The following is a 15,512-nucleotide window of genomic DNA, read 5'->3' as shown; positions in this document are numbered from 1 at the left end:
TGTCGTAGTCGTAGGGTGGGCACTGCCCACCAGCCAAAACCGTAGGTTGGGTGAAGTGTCAGCGTAACCCAACAAACCTAGATCAGCCATTGGTTTATTGCCTTCGGCAAGGCTGCGCCAACACTCCGTTCCATCCACCCTACAGCAGCTTAAAACTTCTTTTCTCCCATCAATAAGGTGAGCCACCCATGTCAACCGTCACGTTAAGAGACATCCATAAAACCTACGTCGATAACGAAGTTATTAAAGGCGTCAATCTCGATATTCACGACAAAGAATTTGTCGTCTTTGTCGGCCCCTCCGGCTGTGGCAAATCGACCCTACTGCGCATGATCGCCGGTCTAGAAGACATCACCTCGGGCGACCTGCTGGTGGATGGCGAGCGCATGAACGATGTGCCGCCCGACCAGCGGGGACTGGCGATGGTGTTTCAAACCTACGCCCTCTACCCCCACATGACCGTGGCCGAAAATATGGCCTTTAGCCTGCGCCTGGCCGGGGTTTCTAAGGAACGGCGCATGGAGCGGGCGCGGGATGTGGCCCGGATTTTGCAGCTGGAGCCACTGCTTGATCGCAAGCCAGGCAAGCTCTCCGGCGGGCAGCGCCAGCGGGTCGCCATCGGCCGAGCCCTGGTGCGCAACCCCAAGGTGTTTTTGTTCGATGAGCCCCTGTCGAACCTGGATGCCTCTCTGCGGGTGCAGATGCGTATCGAGCTGTCGGGGCTGCACGAAAGCCTGCAATCCACCATGATCTACGTCACCCACGACCAGGTCGAAGCCATGACTCTGGCCGACAAGATTGTGGTGCTTCAGGGCGGTGTGGTCGAGCAGGTTGGTTCGCCGCTGGAGCTGTACCACCATCCCCGCAACCTGTTTGTGGCCGGGTTCATCGGCTCGCCCAAGATGAACTTTCTCTCGGTGCAGACCACCGGGGTGCAAGATTCTGGCACCACCGTGCGCCTGCCGGGCGATGCCACCATTACCATTCCGGTGCAGCCGAGAACGCTGATGGCGGGCGATCGCGCCACCCTGGGCATCCGCCCCGAGCACCTGCGGATCGATGCCACCAACCCCACCCTGATGGGCGAAGTCTTGGTGGTGGAGCGCCTCGGCGGCGAAACCTACCTCTACGTCAAGGTCGCTGGCGGCGACACCTTTATCGTGCAGACCGACGGCAACAGTCGGGCCAAGGTGCGCGATCGCGTCCCTGTCACCATCGACGGCAGCGTCTGCCACCTGTTTGATGGCGAGGGCCAAGCGATTCCCAAAGCCGAGCGCCATCCCCTCAGCCTCACCCGCCATCCCGAAGTCCCGCTACACACCGAAGCCACGCTAGAGCAGACCTATGAACAGCCCATCCAACCCCGCGAAGTCCCTCGTCAAGCTGAATGAGCGATCGCTCTCGCAGTTGAGCGATCGGGTGCGCGTGCCTCGGTACGAGCGCAGCGCCGTCACCTCCGGCATTGTCCACATTGGCGTCGGCGGCTTTCACCGAGCCCACCAGGCGCTCTATATGGATAACTATCTGGAGCAAAACCCCGGCAGCGACTGGGCCATCTGCGGCATCGGCCTGCTGGAGTTTGACCAGAGAATGCGCGATGCCCTGGCGTCCCAGGACTGTTTGTACACTCTGGTGGAGCGATCGCCTGCCGGTGACAACGCCCGCGTCATCGGCTCAATTACCCAATACCTGTTCGCCCCCGCCGACCGCGAGGCCGTAATCGCCACCCTGGCCGATCCCCAGTGCCGCATCGTCACCCTGACCATTACCGAAGGCGGCTACTACGTCGTTGAAGGTACCGGCGAGTTCGACGCCAACCACCCCACCATCCAGCACGACTTGCAAAACCCTGACCAGCCCTTGGGGGTCTACGGCTTTCTCACGGCGGCACTAGAGCGGCGACGGCAGCGGGGCATCGCGCCCTTCACGGTGCTCTCCTGCGACAACATTCAGGGCAATGGCGACATGGTAGGCAGAATGCTGACTGCCTTCGCCCAGCTGCAAAACCCCGATCTGGGCGGCTGGATTAGAGAGAACGTCGCCTTTCCTAACTGCATGGTCGATCGCATCACCCCTGCCACTACCCCCGGCGATCTGCAAATGGTCGCCGACCAGTTCGACATTGACGATGCCTGGCCCGTAGTAGCTGAGCCCTTCCTTCAGTGGGTAGTCGAAGATCGCTTTAGTGCCGGACGCCCCGACTGGGAGAGCGTCGGCGTGCAGATGACCGACGATGTTCATCCCTACGAGATGATGAAGATCCGGCTGCTCAACACCAGCCACCAGCTGATCGGCTATCTCGGCTCCCTCAAGGGCTACGCCTACGTTCACGAAGCGATGGCCGACGCCCAGATTCGCCAGGCAGTCGAGCGCTTGATGGATGAAGTCACCCCCACCCTGCACCCCGTGCCCGGTATCGACGTCAGCCAGTACAAACAGACCTTGGTAGAACGGTTCTCGAACCCAAAAATTCGCGACCAGCTGCCCCGGCTCTGCCTCAACAGCTCGGCCAAGATCCCCAAGTGGGCCCTCGGCTCCCTGCGCGACAAGCTGGACCAGAATGGCGCGATCGATTACCTGAGTCTCACTATTGCCGCCTGGTTCCGCTACCTCAGCGGCAAAGACGATCAGGGCCATGCCATGCCGATCGATGACCCCATGGCAGATACGCTATCGGAACGGGCGCGATCGGGCGGCACTGACCCCATGCCGCTGCTGGATCTGACAGAGATCTTTGGCGACCTGCCCCAGTCCTCGCGGCTTGTAGAAACGGTGACCCAGTACCTACACCAACTCCATGAGTTGGGAACCCAGGCCACTCTGGCAAAACTGCTTGAGACTGTTCCAGCTAAATAACCTCAGTTCGAGTTACGCATGGTAGCGATGTTCCCCGGCAGCCCTCTCCCCCAGCCCCTCTGCCACGAGGAGAGGGGAGCCGGAAGCGCTCAAAATCCCTCTCCTTCAGGGAGAGGGATTTAGGGAGAGGGCTACAACGCCAGCCAAGCGAAGGCACACAGCGGCTGCAATACCGAGCTTATCCCGAACTCAGGTTAAATAGAGTCAGACCTTTTGCCAGGGGCATTGCAGTGCAATGCTCCTAAGTCGAACTTGCCCTAACCCAAGGGGCGTTTGCAATACAATCGACGAACCTGGCCTAGTCTCGCTCCAACACCCCTACCTGGCGGAGCCCCGTCAAACTTTCCTGCCCAGTGCAGAATAGCACTGTCCTAATCTCGGCCATTAGCACCTCTGCTAGAGCCGCCACGGCCTCCTCTGACTCACTCGCCGCCTGCAGAAATGGCATCGCCAGCGCCGCCAAATCGGCTCCTAGGGCCAGGATTTTTGCCACATCCAGCCCGTGACGCAGCCCGCCCGAGGCGATCAACGGCAGGGTCGGGGCCACCCGCCGCGCCTGGACAATACAGTCGGCCGTGGGCAAACCCCATTCCCCAAAGGTCTGCCCCAGTCGTCGCTGGTGGGCATCGATCGCCCGCTCGCTTTCTACCCTGGCCCAGGATGTGCCCCCAGCTCCGGCCACATCCACCGCCGCGACCCCGGCTTCCACCAGCCGCCGCACCATGGGGGCCGAAATGCCGTTGCCGACCTCCTTGGCAATTACCGGCACCGGCAGCACCGCGCAGAGCTGCTCAATCTTGGCCAGCAGGCCTTTAAAGTTGGTGTCGCCCCCCGTCTGCACCGCCTCCTGCAACGGGTTGAGGTGCAGAATCAGCGCGTCAGCTGCCAGCTTGTCTACCACGCGGCGGCATTGATCCAGACCGTAGCCGTAGTTGAGCTGCACCGCCCCCAAATTCGCCAGCAGCAGAATGTCTGGAGCCTCTGACCTGACCGCAAATGTTTCCATCACGTCAGGATTTTCGACCCCAACCCGTTGGGAGCCGACCCCCATCGCCAACCCATAGCGCTGGGCCACCACCGCCAGCCGCCGGTTGATCTGATGCGCCGCCTCGGTGCCCCCAGTCATTGACGAAATCAGCAGCGGTGCCTCCAGCCGATGCCCCAAAAACACCGTGCTCAAGTCGATATCTTGATAGTCGATTTCTGGCAGACAGCAGTGGGTAAACCGATAGTGCTCTAGCCCGGTGGTGACTTGGGCACACTGCACCGGCCCCTCCAGGCAAATGCGCAGGTGGTCGGCCTTGCGGGCCTGGGTCTCATGGGCGACAGGCAGTAGAGTCACAGGGGTTTTGCAAAATCAACGCTCCCTATCCTAGGAAAAATCGGGACGCTTTTGGCGCGATCGCACACCAGACGTAACACCCCCATTCCTAGACCCGCTTCAAAAGCTCCACCCCATCTCGCCCGTCCGTATCCTGCAAAAACACTTTCACCGACTCATCCTTCGCCGTCGGCAGGGTTTTACCGACAAAGTCAGGGCGCACGGGCAGTTCCCGATGGCCCCGGTCAATCAGCACCGCCAGGCGAATGGCGCTGGGCCGGCCGTAATCAATCACCGCATTGAGAGCAGCGCGAATGGTGCGCCCGCTAAAGATGACATCGTCCACCAACACCACCACGCGATCGCTGATGTCGAAGGGAATCTCGGTGCGGGCCGGAGTGCGCGTGCTAATTTTATCCAGGTCATCGCGGTAGAGGGTGATGTCGAGCGCCCCCACCGGCAGCTCTACCCCCTCTAACCGCTGAATCTGCTGGGCCAGCAAATGAGCCAGGGGCACGCCTCGGGTGTAAATGCCCAGCAGCACCAGACGGCTCAGGTCGCCGCCCCGCTCCACCACCTCCGACGCCAGTCGATTCAGCGTGCGGCGCATTTCCTCCGCCGACAAAATCTTGACTACATTGCTGCTTGTATTCATGCCCCGACCTCCCGGCAGCCGTAAAGCCTCACTATACCTGACCTACAGGGGCAGCTAGAGCAGACCCACCAGCGAGGCAAAGCGCCTGAGAATCGCCCCAGAAATCTGTCTGAAGCGATCGCAGACCGCCATTCTGTTCAGCCGTGTCTAGCCCCGATTTTTGATCGTCATCACCTGGACAATCTGCTGGGCCAGGGGGCTGGGAATCTCTAAAATTCGGTACAGGTCTTCTAAAAACGCCTGCTCCTGGGGGGTAACGGTGCGGTCAGACAGTACCAGGTCGGTGGCGACCGCAAAGGCCGTCTCCCGCAAATCCTGAGGCAAAACGGCCTTGGCCCGGTCGACCATTACCCCCGGCCCCTCATTTTTGAGGCGCGTCAGCAATAGATCGAACAGATGGTGCACGGCGTCTTTGGAGTAGCTGCTAAACAACGCCATGCGTGACAGCAGCATCGTCATATCCTGACCCTCCTGGTCGGCCAGGTAGCCGTCGGCGGCGATCGCCACTAGCGCAATGCTGGCCAGCGCCTCTGCGGTGCCCATGGATGACTCGGTCATGGCGATTTTTCCTGGTATCCTTGGCACAAAGCCCTGTATGCCCCTATTTTTGCCCTAAAGCCGACGCGACGCAATCCCGTTGTGAGGAGTCTTTACCTGGAGTCGTGTTTCGGCTGATCCCCTATGTCTCTCCGTGGCATCCGCCAAAATACGTAACTTTGTGATCAAACTCACCGTTAGCCGTGATAAATCCGCTAGGTTTTCAGGAACCTTCCAGAGATACTGAAATTGACTCAACTTTAGCCGAGTCATCTACAGGGAACACACAACCAACCGGCAAGCCCGCAAGGGACTGTCGGTTTTTTTTGGCCGTCCCCTACTTGCCCGACGCCCGCTGGTAAAACCGCTGCATGTCCTCAAACCAGAGCTGTCGCGACTCAGCCCAGGTGTAGAACATGTGTCCCCCCTGAAAATGCCGCAGGGTGAGGTTTGGCTGTAGATCCGGGTTGAGGTTCATCAAATCCCTCAGGTGCTCTGAGGAAAAGTAGGGCGTCACCAGATCGTAGATGCCATGGGTGATGTAAACCTGGAGGTAGGGGTTGAGGGCCATGCCCACTCGCAGGTCGTCTACCGAACCCACAAAGCCCTGGCGATACTCGCTTTCAGGCAAGAACTCCCAGGCCTTAAACACCTCAAAACTGAGCAGGTTATAGGTCAGGGTAGTGTTTACGCCCAAAGTCGAGCGCAGGTGGCTGTTGATAGCGCCGGTAAACAAGCGATCGATGCCCTCTAGGGTGGGGTCGGTGCCTTCGTGCATCAGGCGATCGGGGAAGGGATCGATCGCAGTAACCGAGCCATCGTAAAGACCCAAAATGCGCTGCTGGTGGCGCAGCAGCTCGCGGGCAAACACCACGATGTCGATGCGGCCCCGGTGGCGCTGCACCACCTCCAGCGGCAGGCCAATCAGATGGGCCAGCTGACCAAAGACTCGCTGCTGGTCTTCGCCAGAGGCGGTGCTGCCTAAAGCCAACAGCGGAATCAGGGATTTGCGGGCAAAGTCGGCGGCCTTGGCCCCGTGGGCAATGGGGCTGTCGGTGGTATCAACCTGCCCGTGATGGACCGCCGTGGCCGCCATCGAAGGAATTACCGTCGCCCAGCCGCTGAGGCTGTAGTCGTTGCCCTCCAGCAGCATAAACTCCATCACCGGCGAGATCAGAATGGCCCCGCACAGGCCGACCCCATAGTCTTGCTGAAGCTTGCGACAAAGCTTCGCCACCCGAAAGCCGCCATAGCTCTCCCCGGCGATAAAGACCGGCGACAGCCAGCGGTGGTGAGCCGAGAGATAGCCCTGGATAAACTCGCCCAGGGCGTTGAGGTCGCGATCGACCGTCCAGAATTTTTTCGCCTTTTCGTCGGGTTTGTCCGCCCCTTTGTCGGCGGGCTTATCGTCAGACTTCTCAGCTTTGTCGCCGTCCTGGGGCAAAACGCGGCTAAAGCCCGTGCCCACGGGGTCAATAAAAACTAAATCGGTGAAGCTCAGCCAGCTTTCGTCGTTATCGGCCACCTCTACCGGCGGGCGCGGCAGGCTGCCGTCGGAGTTAAACACCACCCGTCGCGGACCTAGAGCCCCCACGTGCAGGTAGGCCGATGCCGCCCCTGGCCCCCCGTTAAACACAAAGGTAATCGGTCGCTGGGCTGGGTTTTGGTTGGCAATGGTGTAGGCCACGTGAAACAGCTCGGCCACGGGCTTGTCATGTTCGTAGAGGGTTTGCCACTGGGCTGAGGCGGTGTAGGCCTGGTTGCCCAGCATGTGCTCGGTGGTGTTGCCCTGACGTTGGGTGTGATCTGGCATGAAGATGCGGGGTTGAAGACTCTACCTGTTATAGCGCGGTCGGTCGCCTTCAGAATCGCGCATCCCCACTCGCCCAGAAGCAGACACATGGCTCACTAACGATTAAATTGGGTTAAGCCAATCTGCCTTAGGAGTTACCCCGCGATGAGATGGCTCCTGCTCGACATCGCCAGCGCCTTTAACAACGTCTACAGCGGCTGGATTTTGTGGAACCTATTTTTAGCGTTTGTTCCGCTGCTGCTGAGCTTTGGTCTCTTTCGCCGCCAGGCCATACCAAAGCCATGGTGGTGGGTGGCGGGGATCGTGGTGGGCGCCTGTGGAGTGGCAGGGGTGCTGCCTCGCATGCCCCGCGTAGGGCGAGGCCTATTTAACCTGCTTCAAGCCAGCGGCGCAGCCACCCTGCTGTGGCTGCTGGTTGTCATCGCCTTGACCGCTGCCCTCACCATCAGAATCTTCAAGAAGCAGCAAACTCCCAAGGGCTGGCTCTGGTGGGTGGGGCTGGTGGTGTTCTTCGCCTTTTTACCCAACGCTCCCTATGTGCTGACCGATATCATTCACCTGATTCGCGGCACCAGTTCTGGGGAAATTCCGGTCTGGGTGGTGGCCCTGGTCTTTATTCCCCTACACGCAGCAGCCATTCTACTGGGGTTTGAGGCCTATGTGATCTCCATTCTCAACCTGGCAAGCTACCTCAAGCAGCACGGTGCCAGAGCGTTGATTTTACCCATTGAGCTCACCATCCACGCCCTGTGTGCCGTAGGCATTTACCTAGGGCGATTTCTGCGACTCAACAGCTGGGATATTGTCACTGCTCCCACCAGCGTGCTTACCGACACCCTAGATGCGCTCACGTCAAAACGGCCGGCGGCGGTTATTTTTGTCACCTTTATCATTTTGGCCAGCCTCTACTGGGTGCTCAAGCAGATCACCCTGGGGCTAAAGCTGCGCATTCGCTACGCTCGTCAGGGTATTGACGTGCTCGATTAAGCCTGAGCAACCTCAACCAGATGGCCCAGTGCGGACATTGCCGGTAGAAGCGGGCACATTAGCCCTAACGTTACTTCTGCCAACCATGTCTTTTAAGGCCAGCGTGCAGCATTTTCAAACTCTGGTGACCTCCTTTCACCCGGTCATAGTCATCGACACGGTAGAAGAAGAACGGGTACAGGGGTTGATTAGCGCCGCCTGCACTGACATGCAGATGGCTGTATTCGAGTGGAGCGTTGCCCAGGGGCTGATGCGATCGCCCGTCAGCCCCGACCACCGCTGGCAAAACGAGTATGCGCCCCCCGGCACCAAGCGCGGTCAAGCCCTGCCCAAAACCACCGAACCCCTCGACATGCTGCGCCACATTCAAGAGATGAGCTTCAAGGCCATCTTTTGGCTCAAAGACTTCGCTGAACACCTCAAAGATCCGGTAGTTGCCCGTCAGTTTCGAGAAGTATCCCAACAGTTTTCTTTCAACAGCTCAACGCTGGTGCTCAGCGGCAGCGGCTATGCTCTGCCGCTAACCATTGCACAGAACGCTGTCTATGTAGATATCAAGCTGCCCGAACCCGAAGAACTCTATAAAGCTATTTCCGAGACAGTGAAGACCCTCCAAGGTCAAGTCGCAATTAATTTAAATCCGGATGATGTTCGAGCCTTGGTGTCAGCTCTCCAGGGCATGACCCTACACCAAGCTCGAAAAGTCGTATCCTATGCGGCTCGGCATGACAGCAAACTCGATGTCAGTGATGTGAAGTGGGTACTGGAGCGCAAGGCCCGAGTGATTCACGAAGAGGGTCTACTCGACTACTTTCCGCCCGAAACCAACCTGGCCGAGCTAGGTGGGTTTGAGGGGCTCAAGCGCTGGTTAGCCTACGCCAAAGTGGGCTTTACACCCCAAGCTCGTCAATACAACCTGCCTGCTCCCAAAGGCATTTTGATCGTGGGCATTCAAGGCTGTGGTAAGTCGTTGGCCGCCAAAACCATCGCCCGACAGTGGAGTCTGCCCCTGCTCAAGCTCGATGCCGGCCGCCTCTACGACAAGTACATCGGCGAGTCCGACAAAAACTTCCGCCGCGCCGTCACCATGGCCGAAAGCATGGCCCCCTGCATCCTGTGGATCGACGAGATCGAAAAGAGCATGGGTCAAAGCAGCAGCGAAGCCGATGGCGGGCTTAGCCGTCGTCTATTCGGCTACTTCCTCACTTGGCTCCAAGAAAAATCTCAGGAAATTTTTGTCGTAGCCACCGCCAATGACATTTCAGCCATTCCACCAGAACTGCTGCGCAAAGGCCGCTTTGACGAAATTTTCTTTGTCGATCTGCCCGAGGCCGACGAGCGCCATGCCATCCTGCACATTCACCTAGGGCGACGGCAGCACGGTACTAAAACCTTTGATCTCAGCGAATTGGTCGTTGCCACCGAAGGCTTCAGCGGAGCCGAAATTGAACAGGCAATCATCACCGCCCACTACCAAGCGCTCTACGAAAATCGCCCCGCCGACACTACCCTGCTGCTCGAAGAGATTAAACGCACTGTTCCCCTGTCAGTTACCCGTCGAGAAGACATCCAGCGGCTGCGAACCACAGCTCGGGAAAGGTTTGTAGCAGCGCGATAGCAACGCTTGTGCCCTATTTAGACTCACGGTTATTGGCGAACTACCAATGAGCCATTCACGTCCTGCCAAACCACATCTCAAAAGTCAACAGAACCAACCTGACGCGTGGAAATTCATCAAAGCTTGGTGATTTAAGCGTCTAAATAATCAAGCGCCATTTGAAGAGATGCACAGTCAATCTTGAAGGAGTTTGGCGACGGTCGAACAACCCCATTGGGCAGCTTAGGAAAGTCTATAGTCTTCAAAAACTCTGGGGTAACCTGACCACGAACACCGCACCACTGCCCATTCAACCCACTGACATGGCGGCGATGAGCCCAGCGACTTGACCACCCCGGAGAGTAAAGTTCGACTACTTTAACTCCGCTACCGAGCAGCTCAGGATTTTGCAGCCCCAAGCGATTAAAAGCCATATGGCTAAGGGCGGCACCATGGACAGCTACCACGACCTTGACATCGCGGGTAATCGACCATTTTTGGGCACAGGTTAAGTCTTCGAAGTAGTAAGTTTTGAAGCCCTTTTCTTCGAGAAACTGGACTACTTCGTCGTTGTTAAGTAAACAGCGACTTCCTCTACGAGGAATAAAAATTTTCTCGGCCTCCAAAGGCTCATAGCCCGAAAACTCAACCTCGTTAAACAGAGCTGCATGGAGGTTGTAAAGCTTTGAATCAATCTCAGCAACTAGTTTTTGATTGATGATCGGGAAGAACTGGGGTGCTTCTGTACCAGTTGCTGCATCAGAGCGAGCGACTGACATAGAGATCACTTCGCCATAGACGCTATCATCGGTGTAAATTACTGGAATACTCAACGTCTCAAAGACTTCACGAGCCAAATTCGGTGCTCGTTCTCTAAGAATGACGTGAACATTTACGTCTTGGCCCAAACGCTTACTCAGCATTTGCTTTGCCAGCAAAGCCGGAGCCGCCAAGTTTTCAATGATGTGCCCTATGTTGGTATCTAGCTCTGGTCGACCATCAAACAAAAAGTTTTCTGGATAGTCTAATACCTGAGTCCCCTTTACAGCTTTGCAAAGTGCTTTATAGAGTTTAGAGCGTTTAGAACCTGGTTTTCTAGGGCCAGTCTGGCCGGTTTTGACGTCGATTTTGACCTGTAAGGGATGTAAGCATTCCTCAGGAAGAAATATTCTTTCAATTGCAGGGCGCAACGTATCTCCTAGCGCCGTGGGGTGAGAAAAAATCATTGAAGCAGGAATTTTTATCTCAGGCAGAACTTCAACAAATGACAACCCCATACCTGGCTCTCTTTCTAATAAAATTTAATGGACTTAAAGGGATGGCCTTCGCTCTTTAGAGCATGATTAATAGACATAAAAGTCTTTACGGTCAATTCTGCAATTGCCAGACTATATACTCTAAAGTTTTGATGAAATAATCTGCAACCTTGATTGTATCTTGACAGTTTAAGCTTTCCTTAGGGGTCCTTTGTGTGCACTCACCCGTGCCTCTGGCAAGAAATATGAGTGCTACACTAAAGCTGTGCCAAGTTTACAACTCAAGTCGGTTAATCGCAACGATTGCCTTTGCTTTCATTAGTTGAGGGGTGATCTAGTTACTTGACTTCTCTCTTGAGTAACATCCGGCAGCAAAATAAGCGAGGCTTCCAGACATCACTGTCAACGTAAGAAATTTCAGGACTCAAAGTGGTCCAAAGAAACAGAACTTAATTAGTGATCTGTAAAGTTGGCACGCCAAATCAATTTTTACCGGCGATCGCCCCCGTATTAGTGTTTACAAACCTTAGCCATATGGTTCCTTCACCATTGAGCAGCGAACGTTAAGGGAACGTTAGGCCCAAGGTTAACCCGAGCTGATAAGTGTGACAACAGCGGCCTCAGTGGTTGACGGCGTTGGGTTTTCTTATGGATCCTACATTGTAGGGTCTTAGCTTACGTCAACATCGACTAGCAAAGTGCTCTACTGTATACCGCATTTTTAATACCTTCTCTGAAGCTCTGGTGCATTCAACCGGATGGGTTGCCCCTACCGTGGGTGAGTCCTTAGCTGAGCGACTGGCGATCGCCCATCGATGCGATGCCCTACTTCGCCTGTCTGTCCACCAGCCTCATCGAAAAGTCGCTTGCCTACTCCGATGCCGCCTAGTCACCCCCACGGTTCGAGGATTGCGGAAGGCGATCGATATTAATAGTGCGGAGCGCCTGCTAAGTCCGTAGCGGGGATCAATGCATCTAAGGACCTTTACTGGGTTGGCGGCTAGCGCCCCATCCCCCGTGGTGACAACCTTGACAAGTGTTTATAAATGTTAAATTGATAAAGCGTTTTCACTAAGCCCCCAGATATGCCCAAATCGGACGCTTCCGCCAAGAAAACCGCTGCCTCTAGCAAAGGCCGAGCGTCCACCAATGGCAACCAGCACACCGGCCTCGCCCACCACCACGCCGCCATTGACGACAACGTCATTCGCATTCGGGGAGCCCGGCAGCACAACCTGAAGAATCTGGACCTGGAGATTCCTCGCAACAAGCTGATTGTGTTTACGGGGGTTTCTGGTTCGGGCAAGTCATCCCTGGCCTTTGACACTATTTTTGCCGAAGGGCAGCGCCGCTATGTGGAGTCCCTCAGCGCCTACGCTCGCCAATTCCTTGGCCAGGTAGATAAGCCCGATGTGGACGCGATCGAGGGGCTGAGCCCAGCCATTTCCATTGACCAAAAATCGACTTCCCACAACCCGCGCTCGACCGTGGGTACGGTCACTGAAATCTACGACTACCTGCGCTTGCTCTACGGGCGGGCGGGCGATCCCCACTGTCCGATCTGCGATCGCAGCATCTCCCCGCAATCCATCGACCAAATGATCGATCGGGTCATGGCCCTGCCCGATCGCACCCGCTTCCAAATTCTCGCCCCCGTAGTGCGGGGCAAAAAGGGCACCCACAAAAAGCTGCTCTCTAGCCTGGCCTCTGAGGGGTTTGTGCGGGTGCGGGTCAACGGCGAACTGCGCGAGCTGACCGATAACATTGAACTCGACAAAAACTACAGCCACAACATTGAGGTGGTGGTCGATCGCCTGGTGAAGAAAGAGGGCCTGCAAGATCGCCTGGCCGATTCGCTGCGCACCTGCCTGAAGCGATCGGAGGGGATCGCGATGATCGAGATTCTGGCGGAGAAGCCCCAGGAGACGGCTACTACAGAGCCGGGCAGCAACGTCGTGTCGCTAACCGACCGCCTGCCCCAGGCCGCCGAGGCCGAAGGCAGCTACGGCCAGCCCAAGGAGCTGGTGTTCTCCGAAAACTTCGCCTGCCCCGAGCACGGCGCGGTGATGGAGGAACTGTCGCCCCGGTTATTCTCGTTTAACTCGCCCTATGGGGCCTGCCCCCACTGCCACGGGTTGGGCAGCCTGCGCACCTTTTCAGCGGAGCTGGTGGTGCCGGATCCGGCCCTGCCGGTCTACGCGGCGATCGCCCCCTGGTCGGAAAAAGACAACACCTACTACTTCTCGCTGCTCTACAGCGTCGGTCAGGCCTTTGGCTTTGAGATCCAGAGCCGGTGGGATCAGCTCACCCCCGAGCAGCAGCACATCGTGCTCTATGGCAGCGACGAGAAAATCTACATTGAGTCAGACTCCCGCTACCGCGAGCGCAAGGGCTACCAGCGGCAGTACGAGGGGGTGCTGCCCATTCTCGACCGGCAGTATAAAGACGCCACCTCCGAGCTGCACAAGCAAAAGCTCGAAAAATACCTGATTGACCAGCCCTGCGAGGTCTGCCACGGCACCCGGCTCAAGCCCGAATCGAACGCGGTGCGGATTGGCCCTCACTCGATCAGCGACCTCACCAACGTCTCCATTCGCGAGTGCCTCAGCCGCATTCGCAACCTAGTGGGCGAAGAGGGCGAGGCCCCCAAGCTCTCGGCCCGGCAGCTCCAGATCGGGGCACTGGTGCTGCGCGAGATTCGCGCCCGCTTGCAATTCATGATGGATGTGGGCTTAGACTACCTAACCCTGCACCGCACCGCCATGACCTTGTCTGGGGGCGAGGCCCAGCGCATTCGTCTGGCCACCCAGATCGGCTCAGGCCTCACCGGAGTGCTCTACGTGCTGGATGAGCCCAGCATTGGTCTGCACCAGCGCGACAACGATCGCCTGCTCAACACCCTGCACCGCCTGCGCGACCTGGGCAATACGCTCATTGTCGTGGAGCACGACGAAGACACGATCAGAGCCGCCGATTATTTAGTTGATATTGGCCCTGGGGCGGGGGTGCACGGCGGGGCGATCGTCGCCGAGGGCGATCTCAAAACCCTGATGACGGCGAAGGATTCCCTCACGGGAGCCTACCTGTCGGGGCGGATGTCAATTCCTACGCCGGCAGAGCGGCGGCCGGGGAATGGGCGATCGCTTACCCTGAAAAATGTTCGCCGCAACAACCTCAAAAATCTGGATGTCGAACTGCCCCTGGGGGCCTTGGTGTGCATCACTGGCGTCTCGGGCTCGGGCAAATCGACCCTGGTAAACGAGTTGCTCTACCCGGCCCTTCAGCACCACTTTGGCAGCAAGGTGCCCTTCCCCAAGCACATGGACAAGCTGGACGGGCTCAAGGCGCTAGATAAGGTGATCGTCATTGACCAGTCGCCGATCGGGCGCACGCCCCGCTCCAACCCTGCCACCTATACCGGCGTGTTCGACGTCATCCGCAACCTGTTCACCGAAACCATCGAGGCCAAGGCGCGAGGTTATAAAGCGGGGCAGTTCTCCTTTAACGTTAAGGGCGGGCGCTGCGAGGCCTGTGGCGGCCAGGGGGTGAACGTGATCGAGATGAATTTTCTCCCTGATGTGTATGTGCAGTGCGAGGTCTGCAAGGGAGCGCGCTACAACCGCGACACTCTGCAAGTCACCTATAAGGGCAAGAATATCTCCGACGTGCTGAATATGACCGCCGAAGAGGCACTTGGGTTCTTCGAGAATATTCCTCAGGCCGCCAGCCGGCTGCAAACCATGGTGGATGTGGGTCTGGGCTACATTCGCCTGGGGCAGACAGCCCCCACCCTCTCCGGTGGCGAGGCCCAGCGGATGAAGCTGGCCTCAGAGCTGGCCCGCCGCTCGACCGGCAAAACCCTGTACCTGATTGACGAACCGACCACGGGGCTGTCGTTCTACGACGTGCACAAGCTGCTGGACGTGGTGCAGCGTCTGGTGGACAAGGGCAACTCGGTGCTGATGATTGAGCACAACCTGGACGTCATTCGCTGCGCCGACTGGATTGTGGACCTGGGGCCGGAGGGGGGCGATCGCGGTGGCGAGCTGATTGCAGTGGGCACCCCCGAGGTGGTAGCTCAGATGGCTGGTTCTTACACCGGCCAGTACCTGGCCAAGGTGCTAGAGCAGCATCCCGTCGTAAATAAAGCGGCATCGGCTGGATGACGCACTCATTGTGGCTCTAGGCGTACTCGGATTCGTCCTTTTTGGACAATTCACAGTTTTCCAGCGATTTCCTCGCGTTCTAGACCGCTAACTCACAGCACTGGCTGCCACCAAGAAAGTAGTTCTTCGCGGGGCATGTGAGGAAGCCTGGGTGGTGACTCCCAGTTATCTTGTCCTGGCTCTGGATTGACCAGGACCAGCAGCACCGAAGTATAGCTACAGCCATGTGAGTTAGGACGTAAGCTATAAGCAGAGACATTTTCCTCCAAGTGCTATGCCCAAACCCTACAGCCTCGATTTGAGGCAAAAGGTCATCGACGCCAT

The 15,512-nt window shown here is 57.4% G+C and carries 10 protein-coding genes; 5 read left to right on the top strand and 5 right to left on the bottom strand.

What is annotated here, in order from left to right; all coding sequences use genetic code 11:
• Window positions 1–188 precede the first annotated feature (188 nt).
• Both ugpC and H6F75_RS23285 read left to right on the top strand, forming a co-directional pair.
• Window positions 189–1,391, top strand: coding sequence for a sn-glycerol-3-phosphate ABC transporter ATP-binding protein UgpC (gene ugpC, locus H6F75_RS23290; RefSeq protein ID WP_190755006.1), 1,203 nt, complete (start codon window positions 189–191; stop codon window positions 1,389–1,391).
• Window positions 1,345–2,856 (top strand): mannitol dehydrogenase family protein, encoded by a 1,512-nt coding sequence (locus H6F75_RS23285; RefSeq protein ID WP_190755004.1) that lies wholly within the window; start codon window positions 1,345–1,347, stop codon window positions 2,854–2,856. The genes ugpC and H6F75_RS23285 overlap by 47 nt, the downstream gene beginning before the upstream one ends.
• 298 nt (window positions 2,857–3,154) lie before the next feature.
• Here H6F75_RS23285 and fni read toward each other — a convergent pair whose 3' ends face one another.
• From fni to H6F75_RS23265, 4 genes are all read right to left on the bottom strand, one after another.
• Window positions 3,155–4,198: a type 2 isopentenyl-diphosphate Delta-isomerase gene (gene fni / locus H6F75_RS23280; RefSeq protein ID WP_190755002.1), complete on the bottom strand. Its 1,044-nt coding sequence runs from the start codon at window positions 4,196–4,198 to the stop codon at window positions 3,155–3,157.
• A gap of 88 nt (window positions 4,199–4,286) precedes the next feature.
• Window positions 4,287–4,832, bottom strand: coding sequence for a bifunctional pyr operon transcriptional regulator/uracil phosphoribosyltransferase PyrR (gene pyrR, locus H6F75_RS23275; RefSeq protein WP_190754999.1), 546 nt, complete (start codon window positions 4,830–4,832; stop codon window positions 4,287–4,289).
• Window positions 4,833–4,979: 147 nt separating this feature from the next.
• A complete protein-coding gene (locus tag H6F75_RS23270; RefSeq protein WP_190754997.1) occupies window positions 4,980–5,390 on the bottom strand; it encodes a tellurite resistance TerB family protein in 411 nt (136 codons plus the stop codon).
• Window positions 5,391–5,706: 316 nt separating this feature from the next.
• Window positions 5,707–7,182, bottom strand: a complete 1,476-nt coding sequence (locus H6F75_RS23265; RefSeq protein WP_190754995.1) for a peptidase S10 — start codon at window positions 7,180–7,182, stop codon at window positions 5,707–5,709.
• 144 nt (window positions 7,183–7,326) lie between these two features.
• Here H6F75_RS23265 and H6F75_RS23260 point away from each other — a divergent pair, with 144 nt between their 5' ends.
• Entirely contained in the window at window positions 7,327–8,169 is an 843-nt protein-coding gene (locus H6F75_RS23260) for a DUF1361 domain-containing protein (protein ID WP_190754993.1), read from the top strand.
• Between the two features lie 85 nt (window positions 8,170–8,254).
• On the top strand, window positions 8,255–9,787 hold the full coding sequence (locus H6F75_RS23255; protein ID WP_190754991.1) for an AAA family ATPase: 1,533 nt from the start codon (window positions 8,255–8,257) through the stop codon (window positions 9,785–9,787).
• A 131-nt stretch (window positions 9,788–9,918) separates the two neighbouring features.
• On the opposite strand, the gene H6F75_RS23250 is transcribed toward H6F75_RS23255, so the two are convergent.
• Window positions 9,919–11,043, bottom strand: coding sequence for a glycosyltransferase family 61 protein (locus tag H6F75_RS23250; protein WP_190754989.1), 1,125 nt, complete (start codon window positions 11,041–11,043; stop codon window positions 9,919–9,921).
• Between the two features lie 1,064 nt (window positions 11,044–12,107).
• Between H6F75_RS23250 and uvrA the strand changes: the two genes are divergently transcribed.
• A complete protein-coding gene (gene uvrA / locus H6F75_RS23245) occupies window positions 12,108–15,188 on the top strand; it encodes an excinuclease ABC subunit UvrA (protein ID WP_190754987.1) in 3,081 nt (1,026 codons plus the stop codon).
• The last annotated feature ends 324 nt before the right edge of the window (window positions 15,189–15,512 follow it).

Source organism: Nodosilinea sp. FACHB-131 (assembly GCF_014695395.1).
Taxonomy (GTDB): domain Bacteria; phylum Cyanobacteriota; class Cyanobacteriia; order Phormidesmidales; family Phormidesmidaceae; genus Nodosilinea.
Note: the sequence above shows the minus strand (reverse complement) of the source record. Positions and strands in the feature narration are given on the sequence as shown.